Annotated in this window: 16 protein-coding genes; 11 read left to right on the top strand and 5 right to left on the bottom strand. The window is 69.3% G+C overall.

The window, feature by feature from the left end:
• Window positions 1-318 precede the first annotated feature (318 nt).
• From ORK51_RS00785 to ORK51_RS00760, 6 genes are read left to right on the top strand one after another with little or no spacing between them, the layout of a single operon-like run.
• On the top strand, window positions 319-1,476 hold the full coding sequence (locus tag ORK51_RS00785) for an SIS domain-containing protein (protein WP_266083456.1): 1,158 nt from the start codon (window positions 319-321) through the stop codon (window positions 1,474-1,476).
• A gap of 6 nt (window positions 1,477-1,482) precedes the next feature.
• Entirely contained in the window at window positions 1,483-2,409 is a 927-nt protein-coding gene (locus tag ORK51_RS00780) for an ROK family protein (RefSeq protein WP_266083454.1), read from the top strand.
• A gap of 23 nt (window positions 2,410-2,432) precedes the next feature.
• On the top strand, window positions 2,433-3,761 hold the full coding sequence (locus ORK51_RS00775; RefSeq protein ID WP_266083452.1) for a D-tagatose-bisphosphate aldolase, class II, non-catalytic subunit: 1,329 nt from the start codon (window positions 2,433-2,435) through the stop codon (window positions 3,759-3,761).
• A gap of 34 nt (window positions 3,762-3,795) precedes the next feature.
• Window positions 3,796-4,572 (top strand): DeoR family transcriptional regulator, encoded by a 777-nt coding sequence (locus ORK51_RS00770; protein ID WP_261997998.1) that lies wholly within the window; start codon window positions 3,796-3,798, stop codon window positions 4,570-4,572.
• Entirely contained in the window at window positions 4,569-5,684 is a 1,116-nt protein-coding gene (nagA, locus tag ORK51_RS00765) for an N-acetylglucosamine-6-phosphate deacetylase (RefSeq protein ID WP_266083451.1), read from the top strand. The genes ORK51_RS00770 and nagA overlap by 4 nt, the downstream gene beginning before the upstream one ends.
• Before the next feature lie 53 nt (window positions 5,685-5,737).
• Window positions 5,738-7,543 (top strand): MFS transporter, encoded by a 1,806-nt coding sequence (locus ORK51_RS00760; RefSeq protein ID WP_261998000.1) that lies wholly within the window; start codon window positions 5,738-5,740, stop codon window positions 7,541-7,543.
• A 24-nt stretch (window positions 7,544-7,567) separates the two neighbouring features.
• Here ORK51_RS00760 and ORK51_RS00755 read toward each other — a convergent pair whose 3' ends face one another.
• The 3 genes from ORK51_RS00755 to ORK51_RS00745 all read right to left on the bottom strand — a co-directional run bounded on the left by ORK51_RS00755 (window position 7,568) and on the right by ORK51_RS00745 (window position 9,461).
• Window positions 7,568-8,068: a SecDF P1 head subdomain-containing protein gene (locus ORK51_RS00755; RefSeq protein ID WP_266083450.1), complete on the bottom strand. Its 501-nt coding sequence runs from the start codon at window positions 8,066-8,068 to the stop codon at window positions 7,568-7,570.
• A 47-nt stretch (window positions 8,069-8,115) separates the two neighbouring features.
• On the bottom strand, window positions 8,116-8,676 hold the full coding sequence (locus ORK51_RS00750; RefSeq protein ID WP_070472478.1) for an HdeD family acid-resistance protein: 561 nt from the start codon (window positions 8,674-8,676) through the stop codon (window positions 8,116-8,118).
• A gap of 71 nt (window positions 8,677-8,747) precedes the next feature.
• On the bottom strand, window positions 8,748-9,461 hold the full coding sequence (locus ORK51_RS00745; RefSeq protein WP_266083449.1) for a ComFC family protein: 714 nt from the start codon (window positions 9,459-9,461) through the stop codon (window positions 8,748-8,750).
• Window positions 9,462-9,531: 70 nt separating this feature from the next.
• On the opposite strand from ORK51_RS00745, the gene bioB reads away from it, so the two are divergent.
• The 5 genes from bioB to bioC all read left to right on the top strand — a co-directional run bounded on the left by bioB (window position 9,532) and on the right by bioC (window position 14,382).
• The gene (gene bioB, locus ORK51_RS00740; RefSeq protein ID WP_261998003.1) at window positions 9,532-10,566 is read left to right on the top strand and encodes a biotin synthase BioB; all 1,035 of its coding nucleotides are present in this window, start codon (window positions 9,532-9,534) and stop codon (window positions 10,564-10,566) included.
• Between the two features lie 62 nt (window positions 10,567-10,628).
• Window positions 10,629-11,840: an 8-amino-7-oxononanoate synthase gene (gene bioF, locus ORK51_RS00735; RefSeq protein WP_266083448.1), complete on the top strand. Its 1,212-nt coding sequence runs from the start codon at window positions 10,629-10,631 to the stop codon at window positions 11,838-11,840.
• Window positions 11,841-11,856: 16 nt separating this feature from the next.
• A complete protein-coding gene (gene bioH / locus ORK51_RS00730) occupies window positions 11,857-12,618 on the top strand; it encodes a pimeloyl-ACP methyl ester esterase BioH (protein ID WP_070426159.1) in 762 nt (253 codons plus the stop codon).
• Between the two features lie 59 nt (window positions 12,619-12,677).
• On the top strand, window positions 12,678-13,460 hold the full coding sequence (locus ORK51_RS00725; RefSeq protein ID WP_266083447.1) for an SDR family oxidoreductase: 783 nt from the start codon (window positions 12,678-12,680) through the stop codon (window positions 13,458-13,460).
• Between the two features lie 37 nt (window positions 13,461-13,497).
• A complete protein-coding gene (bioC, locus tag ORK51_RS00720; RefSeq protein WP_261998005.1) occupies window positions 13,498-14,382 on the top strand; it encodes a malonyl-ACP O-methyltransferase BioC in 885 nt (294 codons plus the stop codon).
• Between the two features lie 111 nt (window positions 14,383-14,493).
• Here the strand turns inward: bioC and ORK51_RS00715 are convergent, their stop codons facing one another.
• Both ORK51_RS00715 and ORK51_RS00710 read right to left on the bottom strand, forming a co-directional pair.
• On the bottom strand, window positions 14,494-15,105 hold the full coding sequence (locus ORK51_RS00715; RefSeq protein ID WP_026070106.1) for a YdcF family protein: 612 nt from the start codon (window positions 15,103-15,105) through the stop codon (window positions 14,494-14,496).
• Window positions 15,090-16,049, bottom strand: coding sequence for a pyridoxal-phosphate dependent enzyme (locus ORK51_RS00710; protein WP_266083446.1), 960 nt, complete (start codon window positions 16,047-16,049; stop codon window positions 15,090-15,092). The genes ORK51_RS00715 and ORK51_RS00710 overlap by 16 nt, the downstream gene beginning before the upstream one ends.
• Window positions 16,050-16,081 lie beyond the last annotated feature (32 nt).

Below are 16,081 nucleotides of genomic sequence, written 5' to 3'. Positions count from 1 at the left end.
GCGGTGAGCGGGAAACTGAAACCAGTGCGGCCGACTCTAGGGCAGGGTCTCGAAAGATGTCAACAAATTGCAAAGAAAAAGGAAGGATAATTTATATAAAACGAAAGATACTGTGCGGCCCTGCTTTCCAAACAGCGCCTGAATACGCGTTTTGGGACGCTCGAAACCTTGCTGCGGCGCGGCATTCCGGCGAAGTCCTGACGGGAGCCCGTCAAGAAGGCGGCGAAAACTGTGACCGAACTACCTTTTCTTTATCTTTCGATATTTGACATTTCGAAAGAAAACGCAGAAGGTGCGGTCGCCCAACAGGAATTGCGAATGGACGCTTCTCTGCTCCCTGATTTGCCCACGTGGCAGCGCCTCGGTGGCGCCTATACCGCCGAAGAAATCGCTCAGCAGCCCCGGCTGTGGGCCGCGCTGGCCGGCCTGCTGGACGCAGCGCGGGCGCGCATCGACGGCTTCCTCGGGGAAGCCCTGCGCGATCCCGGCCAGTTGGTGATCTTCACCGGCGCCGGCAGCTCGGGGTTCATTGCCGAGATGGTGGCCGACCAGATCAATGCGCAGTGGCCTGCCGAGGTCCGCGCCGTGCATACCACCAGCCTGCTGACCCATCCGGCGCTGTACCTGCGCCGCGACCGCCCGACCCTGCTGGTCTCGTTCGGGCGCAGCGGCTCCAGCCCGGAGAGCGTGGCGGCGGTGGATCTGGTCCGCGACCAGGTCGACCGCGCACGCTTCGTGGATATCACCTGCAATGCCGAAGGCGAACTCGCCAAGCGTGGTCACGGCCGCAGCGATACGCTGTCGCTGCTGATGCCGGCGGCCAGCTGCGACCGCGCCTTTGCGATGACCAGCAGCCTGAGCTGCATGCTGCTGGCCGCGCTGAGTGCGTTCGACAGCGCCCCGTGGGCGCAGCGCCTGGAGCGGCTGCGCACCCTCGCCACCCACGGCGAACGTGCGCTGGATGCCTGGGATGCGGCGGTGGCCGCGCTGGCCCAGGCGCCATACGCGCGCGTCATCTATCTCGGCAGTGGGCCGCTGGAAGCGGTCGCCCGCGAGGCCGCGCTGAAGGTGCTCGAACTCACTGCCGGCCAGGTGCTGGCGCTGGCCAATACCCCGCTGGGGTTCCGCCATGGTCCCAAGTCCACCCTCAACGGCGAAACCCTGGTGGTGATGCTGCGCAGCGCGCAACCGCTCGCCCGCCGCTACGAGCAGGACCTGTTGAACGAACTGCGCCGCGACGGCATCGCCGGGCGGGTGCTGTCGATCGGGCCGGACGATGCGGACCGCGCCGACGGCGACTTCGTCCTCGCCGCACCTGCACTGCCCGATCCGTGGCTGGCCCCGCTGTGGTTGCTGGCGCCGCAGTGCTATGCGCTGCAGCGTTCGGCCGCGCTCGGCATGACCCCGGACAATCCCTTCCCCGACGGCACGGTCAACCGTGTGGTGCAGGGCGTGACCATCCACCCCCACGGCTGAGCACGCATGCAGACCTGGTACGGCATCGACATCGGCGGCACCAAGATCGAGCTGGTCGCGTGCGACGCCGCGCTGGCGGTGCATCATCGCCAGCGCGTACCGACGCCGACCCGGGACTACGCTGCGTTCCTGCAGGCGATCGTCGATCTGGTCGATGCGGCGGATGCCGCGCTCGGCCAGCGCGGGGTCGCCGTCGGCCTTGGCCTGCCCGGCGTGCGTGATCGCGCCAGCGGCCGCCAGCTCAGTGCCAATGTGCCCAGCCTGACCGGTCACACAGTCGGGGCGGACCTGCAGGCTCGCCTGCGGCGCCCGCTGGAACTGGGCAACGATCTGCAGTGCTTTGCCTTGTCTGAAGCGCATGACGGCGCCGCCGCCGGCTACCCCAGCATGTTCGGGGCGATCCTCGGCACGGGTGCGGGCGGTGGCTTCTGCGTCGGTGGCCGGCTGATCGCCGGGCACAACGGCATCGCCGGCGAGTGGGGCCACTGGAGCCTGCCCGCCACACTGCAGCAGCGCCACGATCTGCCGCTGCTGGACTGCGGCTGCGGCCTGCGCGGCTGCCTGGAGCGCTACGTGTCCGGCAGCGGCCTGGCGATGATCCATGCGCGGCGCGGTGGTGCAGCGCTGGATGCTGCCGAGGTGGTCGCACGCGCGCAGGCCGGCGATGCGATCGCGCAGCAGGCCCTGGCCATCCATCGCGACCTGCTCGGTTACAGCTTCGCCAGCCTGATTCTCGCGCTCGATCCGCACGTGATCGTGCTCGGCGGTGGGCTGTCCAAGCTGGAGCAGCTGTATCGCGATCTGCCGGCCGCGATCGCGCCGTACCTGTTCACCGGCGTGCGCGTGCCGCCGATCCTGCCGCCCACCTTCGGCGATGCCGGCGGTGCGCGGGGCGCCGCCCTGCTCGCGCGCCAGCACCATCCCTCCCCCTGAACACCGCTGTTACTGGAGTTGCCATGTCCGCCGTCCAATCGTTGATCGCCGCCCACCGCCAGGGCGCCCCCGTCGGGCTGTACAGCGTCTGCTGCAGCAACGCGCAGGTATTGCTGGCGGCGATGCAGGTGGCGCAGCGTTACGACACCCTGCTGCTGATCGAGGCGACCTCCAACCAGGTCGATCAGTTCGGCGGCTATACCGGCATGACCCCACCGCAGTACCGCGACTACGTGCTGCAGCTGGCGCGCGATGCGGGCTTCCCGGCCGAGCGGCTGGTGCTCGGCGGCGACCACCTCGGTCCGAATGCCTGGCAGAAAGGCCCCGCAGCGGCCGCAATGGCCAACGCCCGCGAGCTGATCGCCGCCTATGTGGCCGCCGGTTTCCACAAGATCCACCTGGACTGCAGCATGTCCTGCGCCGATGACCCGACCCCGTTGCCGGACGCCATCGTCGCGGCGCGCTCGGCCGAACTGGCGCGGATTGCCGAGCGCACCGCTGCCGAGCACGGGCTGCCGCCGCCGGTCTACGTGATCGGCACCGAAGTGCCGATTCCCGGCGGCGAGGCCTCGCTGGCCGGTGGCCTGCAGGTGACGACGCCGGCGGCCGCGGCCACCACCCTGGCCATCCACCGCGAAGCATTTTCCGCCCCGCACCTGCTGCCCGCCTGGGAGCGCGTGATCGCGATGGTGGTGCAGCCCGGCGTGGATTTCGACCACAGCAGCGTGCACTACTACGACCCTGCCGCCGCCGCGGACCTGTCGGCCTTCGTCGAACAGCAGCCGCGCATCGTGTTCGAAGCGCACTCCACCGATTACCAGACCGAAGCCGGCCTGCACGCGCTGGTCCGCGATCACTTCGCGATCCTGAAAGTCGGCCCGGCGGCAACCTATGCCTTCCGCGAAGCGGTGTTCGCGCTGGCCATGATCGAGCGCGAGCTGCTGCCGGCCACGCAGCATTCGCAGCTGATCGAGGTGCTGGACCGCTGCATGGTCGACAAACCCGGCAGCTGGCGCAGCTACTACCAGGGCGATGCACACGAACTGCGCCTGCTGCGCGCGTATTCGCTCAGCGACCGCAGCCGCTATTACTGGGGCGAGCCGGCGGTGCAGGCCGCGCTGGATACGCTCATCGCCAATCTCACCGCGCACGCGCCGCCGCAGATGCTGCTCAGCCAGTTCATGCCCGAACAGCTCAAGGCGATCGAAGCCGGCGAGCTGCAGCCCGAGCCGCTGGCGCTGATCCAGCATAAGGTCGCGCTGCGCCTGGCCGAGTATGCCCGGGCCTGCAATCGCAACGTGTCGGGCACGCATAACGAAACCCGGCAGGCCAAGGAGCTTTCGGAACGGTAAGCTTCGGCTTTCCCTTTCGAACGGAATCGCCCCCATGCGAAACACCCGGCAGCGCCGCCAACAGATCCTCCAGACCCTGGTCGAGCACGGCAACGTGCAGGTCAGCGAGCTGGTGGAGCGCTTTGCGGTGTCGGCAGTGACGATCCGCGCCGACCTGACCCACATCGAGTCGCAGGGGCTGGCCACGCGCACCCACGGCGGCGCCACGCTGGTGCGCACGCCGCCGCAGGAACAGGACATCCACGAGAAGGATGCGCTGAACCTGCCGATGAAGGACCGCATCGGTATCGAGGCGGCCAAGCTGGTCAAGGCCGGCGACAACATCATCATCGATTCCGGCTCGACCACGATGACCCTGGCGCGGCACCTGCGCGGGCATCGCGAGGTGACGGTGATGACCAACGGGCTCAACATCGCCTGGGAGCTGGCCAATGCGCCCGGCGTGGAGCTGCTGCTCACCGGCGGGCTGCTGCGCAAGCAGTCGCTGTCGCTGCATGGCAGCCAGGCCGAAGCCAGCCTCAATACCTACAGCTTCGACACGTTGTTCCTTGGTGTGGACGGCCTGGACCTGCAGTTCGGCCTGACCACCCACCATGAGGCCGAAGCCAGCCTCAACCACCGCATGGTCGAGCGCGCGCGCCGCATTGTGGTGCTGACCGATGCCTCCAAGTTCGGCCGGGTCAGCCTGCACCGCATCGCGCGGCTGGACCAGGTCCATACCATCATCACCGACGCCAGCATCGAGCCCGAGTACCTGGAAGGGCTGCAGCGGCTGGGCGTCGAAGTGATCATCGCCGAGTCCCCGCCTTGACCGAGTCCCGCTCCCTGCACGGCCGCCTGCTCACCGACACCGGTTGGGTCCGCGGCGATCTCCATTTCGACCAGCGCATCACTGCCATCGACACCGCGCACGCCGACCCGCGCGACGATGCGGAGGTGCCGCTGATCCTGCCCGGCTTCATCGACCTGCATGTGCATGGCGGGGCCGGGGTGGACATCATGCAGGGCGGCACGACCGCGCGGACGGTGGCGCGTGCGCACGCCCGGCATGGCACCACCGCGCTGCTGGGCACCACCATGACCGCGCAGGAAGACGACATCACGCGCGCGCTTGAAGGCCTGTCCGCTGCGATCGCCACGCGCGAACCCGGCATGGCGCGCGTGCTCGGCGTCCACCTGGAAGGCCCCTTCATCAGCGCGCAGCGCCTGGGCGCGCAGCCACCATTGGTGGTCGAGGCCACCCTGGCCGACGTTAAGCGCCTGCACGCGATCACCCCGATCAAGGTGCTGACCCTCGCCCCGGAAATCGGCCAGCACCTCGCGCTGATTCCTGCCCTGAGCGCGCTCGGCATCCGCGTGCAGCTCGGTCACAGCGCCGGCAGCTATGATGACGGCGTGGCCGCATTGAACGCCGGTGCGGCCGGCTTCACCCATCTGTTCAATGGCATGACCGGTGTGGACCACTACCACCCGGGCATCGCCACCGCGGCACTCGCGCATGCGCAGTACGCCGAACTCATTCCCGATCTGCAGCACGTGCATCCCGGCGCGATCCGCACCGCGCTGCGCGCGATTCCGCGCCTGTACTGCGTCACTGATGCGACCGCCGCTACCGGCATGCCCGATGGCGAATACGCGCTCGGCGTGCAGCGCGTGCACAAGTGCCTGGGCTGCGTGCGGCTGTCGAGCGGCTCGCTGGCCGGCAGCGCGCTGACCATGGACCAGGCGCTGCGCAATCTGGTCTCGCTCGGCCTGGACATCGCCGATGCCTCCAACCGGCTGTCGCGCTTCCCGGCCGACTACCTCGGCATCGATGACCGCGGCCGTATCGCGACCGGTGCCTGGGCGGACCTGGTGGTGCTCGACCACGACCTGCGCGTGCGCGGCGTGGTGGTGGAAGGCGACGACATCGCGCTCGACTGAGCGTGGACTCCCGCGCCGCCATGGCGCACGCAGCAGCAGACAGGACCGGCACGATGAACGACGTTTCCGCAGCCATGCCCGTGCACGCCGGCGCTTCCGCGCCACGCTGGCCGGTACGCTATCTGTTGTTCATCGGTGGCATGGGCGGGCTGCTCTACGGCATCGACATCGGCATCATCGCCGGCGCCCTGCCCTATCTGGAGGCCACCGCCACCGCGAGCTGGCACCTGACCAGCCAGCAGCTGGGTTTCGTGGTCGCCGCGGTGCTGCTGGGCAGTGTGCTGTCCTCGCTGTTCGCCGGGATGGTCGCCGACCTGATCGGCCGCCGTGGCGCGATGCTGCTGGCCGGCGTGCTGTTCACCGCGAGCATTCCGGTGATGGCATTGTCCGATGGCTATGGCGCGCTGTTGATGGGGCGCCTGCTGCAGGGCATCAGTGGCGGCCTGATCGGTGTCGTCGTGCCGCTCTACCTGGCCGAAGTGCTCAGCCCGGAACGACGTGGGCGTGGCGCGGCGATGTTCCAGTTGCTGCTGACCATCGGCCTGGTGCTGGCGGCCGTGATCGGGCTGTACCACGCGCATGCAGTGGATGCGGCGACGGCCGCGGTGCGCCATCTGCCCGGTGCCGAGCAGCAGCGCCTGCTGTTCGACGTCAAGGATCACGCCTGGCGCACCATTTTCTGGAGCTGCCTGCTGCCTGGGCTGGTGTTCACCGGGGGCGTGCTGCTGATCAGTGAATCCCCCCGCTGGCTCGTGCGCCGTGGCCGCATCGCCAAGGCGCGCCGTGCTCTGCAGCGCACCGTCGCCGCGGACGAGGTGGAGCCGACCCTGCAGCGCATGCAGGCCCCGGAAGAGATGCAGACCGGACGCAACGGCAAGCGCGACCCGCTGCTCAGCCGCCGCTACGTGTGGCCGTTCGTGCTGGCCTGCCTGGTGCTGGCCTTCACCCAGGCCACCGGCATCAATTCGGTGCTGGCCTACGCGGTCAACATCCTCAACCAGGCCGGCCTGCCTGGCTCGGTGGCCAATGGCGCCGATGTGGCGATCAAGCTGCTCAATGCCGTGATGACGGTGGTCGCGCTGCTGCTGGTGGACCGCAAAGGCCGCAAGTTCCTGCTGATGCTGGGCAGTGGCGGCATCACGCTGTCGCTGCTGGCTGCGGCGCTGCTGTTCGTGCAGAGCGAACGCGGGCGGCTGGATGTGCAGGCCGCGCTGCAGCAGCAGGTGAGCGGCACCACCTTGTCGCTGCCACTGGATGCCGCGCAGTGGCAGCGCCTGGACGGCAACGCCGGCACCGCGCCCCAGCAGCTGACCGTGTCCTATGCCTACGGTGGCTTCAGCAACGTGCGCTCACTGCGCAGCGACAACCCGATCGACGCCACGCTGCAGATCCGCCGCGAAGATGCGGTCTCCGCCGACAGCGTGATCGGCCGCTTCTTCCGCACGCTGCATCTCAACCCGTTCCCGGACCCGGCGCAGGCCGCGAACGCGCCGCTGGTGATCGAACGTGCGGTGATCGGCCCGGTGCCCTCGCCCACCCACGGCTGGCTGGTCGCCGGCTGCATCCTGCTGTTCGTCGCGTTCTTCGCGGTGGGCCCGGGCGTGTGCGTGTGGCTCGCGCTGTCCGAGCTGATGCCCACCCGCATCCGCTCCAACGGCATGAGCATCGCACTGTTGATCAACCAGTTCGTTTCCACCGTGATCGCCGCGATCTTCCTGCCCACGGTCGGCCACCACGGCTACGCCAGCATGTTCTTCTTCTGGGCCGGTTGTACGCTGCTGTACTTCCTCATCGCCGCATTCTGGCTGCCGGAGACCAAGGGCAAATCGCTGGAGCAGATCGAGGCGAATTTCCGCTGAGCCCCTCCGCAGATCGCGAAAGGCTCAGGGCGCCTTGCCGGTGATCTCGGTATACAGCCGGTGGGCTTCCCCGGTGCTGTCCAGTCCGCTCACCTGCATGGACTGTGCGAAGGGGCCGGCGATGACGGCGACATTGAGGACCTGATCGCCAACGGTAAACGCCACACGCTTGGCGACGCGCGCTTCCGTCGCGGCGAGGATCCGCGGCGCCGCGGCATCCGTGAAGCGCAGGATCAGCGTCCCGTGTCCGGTGGTCCCGTCGCTGCCCACGGCCACCGAGGCGATGTCGGCGGTGGTGATGAAGGCCGGCTCGATCAGGGGCAGCACGTTGCCGTCGCGGTCCTTGAGCGTGGTGACGCCGGGGTGGCGGGCATCCTCGGCCACCTCACGCATCTGGATGCGTGCGTTCGCCAGCGGTGCGACGCCCGCCGGTGTCTCGATCGCCGCCGGCGCAGGAGGTGCCTGGGTACAGGCGCTCAGTCCGGCACCCAGCATCATGGTGGCGATCAGCAGACAACTGCGCATGCCTGTTTCTCCTTGTGTGGGGACACGAGTATCGCCGCTGCGCGTGCTCAGCGCAGGCGGCGGATGCGCCAGGCCACCACGATCTGCAGTACGCCATAGAGCAGGCTGCCGATCCCTATCCACAGCGTGGTGACGGCAATGCCCGCCATCGGGTTGGCCACCATCATCGCGCCGAGCACGATGGCCAGCACGCCGCTGAGGATCAGCAGCCACTCGCCCTGGATTTCCTTGCGCACCCGGACCGCGAACACGATGCGGTAGATGCCGGCGACGATCAGCCAGGCCGCCAGCAGCAGGATCAGCACGCTGGCCGTGGCCAGTGGGTTGAGCACAGCCAACGCGCCGAACACCAGCGAAGCCAGCGCATAGACCAGCAGCCAGCCGCGCGGCACGCCACTGCGGCCGAACAGCGCGAACAGACTGATCAGGCCTTCCACGAGGGCCATCACGCCAATCGCCCAGGCCAGCGCGGTGGCGGCCGACAGGGGCCGCGTGATCGCGATCAGCCCGAAGACCACGGCAACCACGCCGTACAGCATCAGCACCCACCAGCTGCGGCCGATGGCAGTGAGAAGAGGTGAAGTGCGCGAATCCGGCGGCAGGTTCATGTGACGTCCTTGCGGGGATGATGACGGGCCGATGGTACGACCCCGCGCCGTGCAGGGCGCGGCAACGGGGCTTACGGCACCCGCGCGCAGACCCAGACCTGCATCGGCCCGGCGCCGGCATACTGCAGCGCGCGCAACGCGGCATCGGTGGTCGCCCCGGTGGTCATCACATCATCGACGATGGTCAGCCCGGCGGGCGGATGCCCACGCACGGCGAACGCATCGCGCAGGTTGCAGCGCCGGGCGTCCGCATCCAGCGTCGATTGCGCGGCGGTCTGGCGGGTGCGCTGCAGCCCGTTCCAGAGCGGGCAGCACAGCCCGCGTGCCAGTGGCTTGCTCAGTTCCAGCGCCTGGTTGTAGCCCCGCTGGCGCAAGCGGCGGCGGTGCAGTGGCATCGGTTGCAGCGGCCCGGCCAGAAACGACGGCACGCGCTGCAGCATGAGCTGCGAGAGCAACCGTCCCGCGGCCAGATCCTGGTGGAACTTGAACCGGATGAGCAGCCTGTCGATCGGCGGCGCGTACAGGAACGCGGCACTGGCCGCCGCCTGGCGGGGACAGTCGTCCACACATCGCTCGCAGTGTTCGCCGTCGACGTCCCCGGGGTCGTCCACCGCCAGCGGCAGGGCACAACGCCGGCAGGCACGGTCGTTCCACGGCAGCGCCCGATGGCAGGCGCGGCACAGGTCCATGCCGTCCTCGCCGGGACAATCGCAGACCAGGCAGCGCAACGGCAGGATCTGCCAGCCCAGCCAACCCAGCGCACCGTAAACTTTAGAGAGAATCATATGGTTGACAGATGGTGGCAGCCTCACCAGACTGCCGCCCTTTCGTTCCACTATCTGTCAGGACACTCCCATGGCTTCTGTCATCCGCCACGACTGGCACCGCGAAGAGGTACTGGCCCTGTTCGCGCTGCCCTTCCCGGTCCTGCTGCATCGCGCGGCCAGCGTGCACCGCGAGCAGTTCGACCCGGCGGACGTCCAGATCTCGACCCTGCTCTCGGTCAAGACCGGCGGCTGCCCGGAAGACTGCGCGTACTGCCCGCAGGCGCAGCGCTACAGCACCGGCGTGGACGCACAGAAGCTAATGGCCACCGACGAGGTGGTCGCCAAGGCGCGCCAGGCCAAGGCGGCCGGCGCCTCGCGGTTCTGCATGGGCGCGGCGTGGCGCTCGCCCAAGGACCGCGACATCCCCAAGGTGGCGGCGATGATCCGCGAGGTGAAGGCGCTCGGCCTGGAGACCTGCGCTACGCTGGGCATGCTCAGCGGCGAGCAGGCCACCGCGCTGCGTGAGGCCGGGCTGGACTACTACAACCACAACCTGGACACCGCGCCGGATTATTACGATTCGATCATCCACACGCGCCAGTACCAGGACCGTCTGGACACGCTGGCGCATGTCCGCGATGCCGGGCTGAAGACCTGCTGCGGCGGCATCGTCGGCATGGGCGAGACGCGCGAGCATCGCGCCGGCCTGCTGCTGGCGCTGGCCACCCTGCCCGCCCATCCGGATTCGGTGCCGATCAACCGGCTGGTGCAGGTGGCCGGTACCCCGCTGCACGGCACTGCCGCGCTGGACCCGTTCGAGTTCGTGCGGATGATCGCAGTGGCCCGCATCGTCATGCCACGTTCGATGGTGCGGCTCTCGGCCGGGCGCGAGGCGATGAGCGATGAGCTGCAGGCGCTGTGCTTCCTGGCCGGGGCCAATTCCATCTTCCATGGCGAAAAGCTGCTGACCACCGGCAACCCGGACACCGAACGCGACCTGGCCCTGTTCGAACGGCTGGGCCTGCGCCCGATGGCGGTCACGGTGGATGCCACCGGGCACGACCACCCGGGTACGGTCCATGCCGACATCACCGCCGGCGGCCCCTGCGGGCGCGCGGCCTGAGCCCCGAGCAGCGGGCCCGGCAACCGGGTACGCTAACGGCCCACCCGGACCCCCTGACGACCATGGCCCGTCCTGATCTGCACGACCGCATCCAGGCCCAGCGCAAGCTCCGCGACGCGCAGGGGCGCCTGCGGGTGCGCCGCGTGGTGAGCCGGCGCGATGGCGTGCAGCTGGAAGTGGATGGCCACTGGCTGACCAACTTCTGCAGCAATGACTACCTGGGTCTGTCGCAGCAGTTCGGCGTGGTCAGCGCACTGCAGGATGCCGCCGCGCGCGAAGGCGCCGGCGCGACCGCCTCGCACCTGATCTGCGGCCACCACGCGCTGCATGACGCGCTCGAACGGGAGATGGCCGACTGGCTCGGCTATCCGCGGGCCCTGCTGTTCGGCAGTGGTTTCGCCGCCAATCTCGCCGTGCAACAGGCGCTGCTCAGCGAGGAGGACGATGTCTGCGTGCAGGACCGCCTCAACCACGCCAGCCTGCTTGATGCCTCGCGCCTGGCCGGTTGCCGCCTGCGCCGCTACCCGCATCTGGATACCGAAGGCGCACTGCGCCAGCTCAAGCACGCGCCCAGCGGCGCGGCGATGCTGGCCACCGACGGCGTCTTCAGCATGGACGGCGACATCGCGCCGCTGCGGTCGTTGTCGCTGGTGGCGCGCATGCAGGACGCGCTGCTGTACGTCGATGACGCGCATGGCATCGGCGTGGTCGGTGAACACGGCCGCGGCTGCGTGGCCGAGGCCAGCCTGGGCGTCAACGATGTGCCGCTGCAGCTGGCGACACTCGGCAAGGCACTGGGCGGCAGTGGTGCGGTCGTGCTCGGCGATGAGGCGATGATCCAGCACCTGGCCGAAACGGCACGCCCCTACATCTACACCACCGCCGTGCCGCCGGCCCAGGCCGCCGCCGCATTGGCCGCGGTGAAGCTGGCGCGCCGCGATGACTGGCGCCGCGAGAAGCTCGCCGAACTGATCGGCCTTTTCCGCACCGGCGCCCGCCAGCACGGTCTGGAACTGATGCCATCCGATACCCCGATCCAACCCCTGCTGTGCGGCGCCGAGTCCACCGTGATGGCGATGTCGGCCGCGCTGGAAGCAGCCGGTTTCCTGGTCAGCGCGATCCGCCCGCCGACCGTCCCCGAGGGCAAGGCGCGCCTGCGCGTGACCTTATCCGCGCTGCATGCGCCGGCACAGGTCCACGCGCTGGTCGATGCGATCGCCCATGCACGCGACACTGCGGTCCAGCAGCACGCACTGAATGCCCTGACCGCGTGATGCCGCAGCGTTGAGCATGCATATCGAGGTCATCGGCCAGGGCCCGGCACTGGTCCTCATCCACGGCTGGGCCCTGCATGGCGGTGTGTTCGCGCCGCTGGTGGAGCGCCTGTCCGCGCACGTCCAGCTGCACCTGGTGGATCTGCCCGGCCACGGCGCCAGCCGTGACGACACCACGCCACTGCGCCTGCCCTACGTGGTCAATGCCATCGCCGCCGCCACGCCACCGGCGGTCTGGTGCGGCTGGTCGCTCGGTGGCCTGTTCGCCCTGCATGCCGCCGCGACGCTGCCGCAGGTACGCGGCCTGGCGATGATCGCGGCCACGCCGCGTTTCGTGCGCGGCGATGACTGGCCCCACGCAGTGGAGCCGGCGGTGTTCGAGCAGTTCGGCCAGGATCTCGCGCAGGACTACCGCGGCACGCTGGAGCGCTTCCTGGCGCTGGATGCGATGGGCTCGGAGCACGCGCGGCAGGAACTGCGCACGCTGCGCGAAATGCTGGTCGCCCGCGGTGAACCGGCCCCGCGCGCATTGCAGGAAGGCCTGCGCCTGCTGGAGAACACCGACCTGCGCGGCGCCCTGGCCACCTTGGGCAAACCGAGCCTGTGGCTGGCCGGCCAGCGCGACCGCCTGGTCTCGGCGCGGGCCATGCAGGCCGCCGCGGCACGGGCGCCGGGCGCGCAGGCCCACGTGGTCGCCCAGGGCGGGCACGCGCCGTTCCTGGGCCATACCGACGAGGTCGCCACGCAGCTGCAACACTTCGTTGCCGCACTGTCTTGACCTGTTCCGGCCACGCATCGCCGATCATGTACGCCTGCCTTTCCCCACAGGACTGACCCATGGATCTTGGAATCGCCGGCCGCTGGGCCCTGGTCTGCGCCGCCAGCAAAGGCCTCGGGCTGGGCTGCGCGCGCGCACTGGCACGCGAAGGCGTCAACGTGGTCATCGCCGCGCGCGGTGAAGCGGCCCTGGACCGCGCCGTGCTCGAGCTGCAGGCCCTGCCGGGTGCGCGCCGGGTGATCGGGGTCGTCGCCGACATCGCCACCACCCAAGGCCGCGACGCTGCGTTGGCCGCCTGTCCGCAGATCGACATCCTGGTCAACAACGCCGGCGGGCCGCCGGCAGGCGATTTCCGCCAGTTCAGCCGCGAAGACTGGATCGCCGCGCTGGATGCCAACATGCTGGCCCCGATCGAGCTGATCCGCGCCACCGTGGACGGCATGATCGAGCGCGGCTTCGGCCGCGTGGTCAACATCACCTCCTCGTCGGTGAAGGCCCCGATCGACATCCTCGGGCTCTCCAACGGCGCACGCTCCGGACTGACCGGGTTCGTGGCCGGACTGGCCCGCAAGACCGTCGCGCACAATGTCACCCTCAACAATCTGCTGCCGGGCCAGTTCGATACCGACCGCCTGCGCGGCAACTTCGCCTACCTGGCGCAGCAGCAGGGCATCGACGCCGGCCAGCTGGCCGAACGCAAACGCACCCACATTCCCGCGGGCCGTTTCGGCACCGCTGACGAGTTCGGCGCCGCCTGCGCCTTCCTGTGCAGCGCGCAGGCCGGCTACATCACCGGGCAGAACCTGCTGATCGATGGCGGCGCTTACCCGGGCACCTTCTGATTCCACCCGCACCACCGTTTTGAGCCGTGAGTACCCCATGACGTCCAGCTTCGATCCGCATCACGTCCGCCGCGCCTTCTCGCGCGCCGCCCGCAGTTACGACGCCGCCGCCGCGCTGCAGCGCGAGGTGGAGAAGCGCCTGCTCGAATCGCTGGACTACCTGGAAAACCGCCAGCCCCAGGTGGTGCTCGATGTCGGCAGCGGCACCGGCCACGCCAGCGCGCTGATGAAGAAGCGGTGGCCCAAGGCGCAGGTGATCGCGCTGGACCTGGCCCAGCCGATGCTGCGCGAAGCGAAGAAGCAGGCCGGCTGGTGGAAGCCGTTCTCGCGCGTGTGCGGCGACGCGCAGGCATTGCCGGTGCTGGACCAGAGCGTGGATGTGATCTTCAGCAACCTGTGCCTGCAGTGGGTGGAGGATCTACCGGCGGTGTTCGCCGGGTTCCGCCGTGCGCTCAAGCCGGGCGGCCTGCTGCTGGTCTCCACGTTCGGGCCGGAGACGCTGATCGAACTGCGCGATGCGTTCGCCGCCGCCGACGCGGTGCCGCATGTCAGTCGTTTCGCCCCGATCGCGCAGTTCGGCGATGCGCTGATGATGTCCGGCTTCCGCGATCCGGTGCTGGACCGCGACCTGTTCACCCTGACCTACGACGACCTGACCGCGCTGATGCGCGAGCTGCAGGCGATCGGCGCCACCAACGCGCGCCAGGACCGCCGCCACACACTGACCGGGCGCGGGCGTTTCGATGCCGCGCGTGCCGCCTACGAGCCGCTGCGACGCGACGACGGCAAGTTGCCCAGCAGCTGGGAAGTGATCTACGCACACGCCTGGGCACCGGAAGGTGGCGCCCCGATCCGCGAGCGCGGGCACGATGTCGCCACGGTGCCGGTGTCGGCGATTCCGATCCGCCGCAGAACGCCCTGAGCCGATCGCGCTGATCGAGGTGATCGCGCCGGCCGCGGTGATCCCGTAGAGCCGACCGTTGGTCGGCTGGCCGCACAGCGGCCCGGCGGGCCAGCCGACCAACGGTCGGCGCTACGACGGGAACAGGTCGCGGTGGAAGAAATAGATTTCCTGCGCCAGGAACCGCCAGCTGGTGTGGAAGCTGCGGAAGCGCGTGCTCGGCGTGGACGAGGCCAGCGCATCGATGCCCAGTTCGCGGCACAGGCGCAGCGCGCGCGCCATGTGCAGCGGGTCGCTGACGATGATCACGCGATGCAGCTTGCGCTGCTCCATCAAGCGCCGCGCCTCGATCAGGTTCTGCCGCGTAGTGCGTGAGGCGGTCTCGATCAGGATCGCGTCATCGGGCACGCCCTGCTTGAGCGCGTAGCGACGCGCCACCTGCGATTCGGAAAAACGCGCGCCGGTGCCGCCATAGCCACCGGTGAAGATCAGCAGCGGGGCATAGCCCTGCTGGTAGAGATCCAGCCCGTGGCGGATGCGCTCTTCGAACACCGGCGAAGGCTTGGCGTCATAGGCTGCCGCGCCGAGCACGATGATCGCGTCGGCCTTCTGCGCCTGGTCGCGCTCGCCGATCCAGACGATCCACGCCGTGACTCCGAGCAGCCACACGGCCAGCACTATGCACAGCCGCCACAGCCACCCGAACACGCCCACCCCGGTGCGCCGGCTCATACCGCGCCCCACGGCAGCGCATCCAGATCCACATTGCCCCCGGAAAGCACCACGCCCACCCGTTTGCCGGCAAAGCGTGCCGGTTCGGCGAGGATCGCCGCCAGGGCGATCGCCGAGGACGGTTCCACCACCTGCTTGAGCACCTGACAGATCAGCCGCATCGCCGCGACGGTCGCCTCATCGGCGACGGTGATGACCTGGGCCGCGCCCTGCAGCAGCGCGAAGTTGGGCGCGCCGAGCGTCCCGCGCAGGCCATCGCAGACGGTGTGGGGGGTGAAATCGATGTGGCGCTCGCCAGCGGCCAGCGAGCGCGCGGTATCGGCCGCGCCCAGCGGCTCGGCCAGGACCAGCTCGGCCAGCGGGGCGGCGGCCTGCAGTGCCAGCCGCGTACCCGCGGCCAGGCCACCGCCGCCCACCGGCACCACCATCATCTCCAGCCCTTCGCTGGCATGCAGCAGTTCCAGCGCGGCCGTACCCTGGCCGGCAATGACGCACGGGTCGGTATAGGGATGGACCAGGGTCGCCCCGGTTTCGGCCTGGACCTGGGCGCACATGGTTTCGCGCGCGGCGATCGAGGCATCGCAGCGCCACAGCGTGGCCCCGTGGCGGCCGATGTTGGCCAGTTTCGCCGCCACCGCGCCCTCGGGCACGACCACGTGACAGGCAATCCCACGGGTACGCGCGGCCAGCGCCAGGGCGGCGCCATGGTTGCCCGAGGAGTGGGTGACCACCCCGCGCCGGGCCTGCGCCTCGGTCAGCGCCCACACGGCATTGCAGGCACCGCGGAACTTGAAGGCGCCGCTGCGCTGCAGGTGTTCGGCCTTGAAGACCACGGTGGCGCCGGTCAGCGCATCCAGGGTGCGCGAGCGCAACACCGGGGTCACGCAGGCGTGCGCGGCAATGCGCGCCGCCGCCGCCAGCACGTCGTCAACACAGGGCAAGGGTGAATCGCTCATGACGCAAGATTAACGTATGCCCCCTGCCCACA

Origin of the sequence: Stenotrophomonas sp. RIT-551 (assembly GCF_026241915.1) — a bacterium.
Taxonomy (GTDB): domain Bacteria; phylum Pseudomonadota; class Gammaproteobacteria; order Xanthomonadales; family Xanthomonadaceae; genus Stenotrophomonas; species Stenotrophomonas bentonitica_A.
The sequence above is the reverse complement of the archived record's forward strand: the minus strand, read 5'-3'. Positions and strand labels throughout refer to the sequence as shown.

Excerpts from the sequence above, each read along its gene's own strand:
- ORK51_RS00755 (WP_266083450.1), bottom strand. The coding sequence starts at position 8,068 with ATGCGCAGTTGTCTGCTGATCGCCACCATGATGCTGGGTGCCGGACTG.
- bioC (WP_261998005.1), top strand. The coding sequence starts at position 13,498 with ATGACGTCCAGCTTCGATCCGCATCACGTCCGCCGCGCCTTCTCGCGC.
- ORK51_RS00775 (WP_266083452.1), top strand. The coding sequence starts at position 2,433 with ATGTCCGCCGTCCAATCGTTGATCGCCGCCCACCGCCAGGGCGCCCCC.
- bioF (WP_266083448.1), top strand. The coding sequence starts at position 10,629 with ATGGCCCGTCCTGATCTGCACGACCGCATCCAGGCCCAGCGCAAGCTC.
- bioH (WP_070426159.1), top strand. The coding sequence starts at position 11,857 with ATGCATATCGAGGTCATCGGCCAGGGCCCGGCACTGGTCCTCATCCAC.
- ORK51_RS00770 (WP_261997998.1), top strand. The coding sequence starts at position 3,796 with ATGCGAAACACCCGGCAGCGCCGCCAACAGATCCTCCAGACCCTGGTC.
- ORK51_RS00750 (WP_070472478.1), bottom strand. The coding sequence starts at position 8,676 with ATGAACCTGCCGCCGGATTCGCGCACTTCACCTCTTCTCACTGCCATC.
- ORK51_RS00780 (WP_266083454.1), top strand. The coding sequence starts at position 1,483 with ATGCAGACCTGGTACGGCATCGACATCGGCGGCACCAAGATCGAGCTG.
- bioB (WP_261998003.1), top strand. The coding sequence starts at position 9,532 with ATGGCTTCTGTCATCCGCCACGACTGGCACCGCGAAGAGGTACTGGCC.
- ORK51_RS00785 (WP_266083456.1), top strand. The coding sequence starts at position 319 with ATGGACGCTTCTCTGCTCCCTGATTTGCCCACGTGGCAGCGCCTCGGT.
- ORK51_RS00725 (WP_266083447.1), top strand. The coding sequence starts at position 12,678 with ATGGATCTTGGAATCGCCGGCCGCTGGGCCCTGGTCTGCGCCGCCAGC.
- ORK51_RS00710 (WP_266083446.1), bottom strand. The coding sequence starts at position 16,049 with ATGAGCGATTCACCCTTGCCCTGTGTTGACGACGTGCTGGCGGCGGCG.
- ORK51_RS00760 (WP_261998000.1), top strand. The coding sequence starts at position 5,738 with ATGAACGACGTTTCCGCAGCCATGCCCGTGCACGCCGGCGCTTCCGCG.
- ORK51_RS00745 (WP_266083449.1), bottom strand. The coding sequence starts at position 9,461 with ATGATTCTCTCTAAAGTTTACGGTGCGCTGGGTTGGCTGGGCTGGCAG.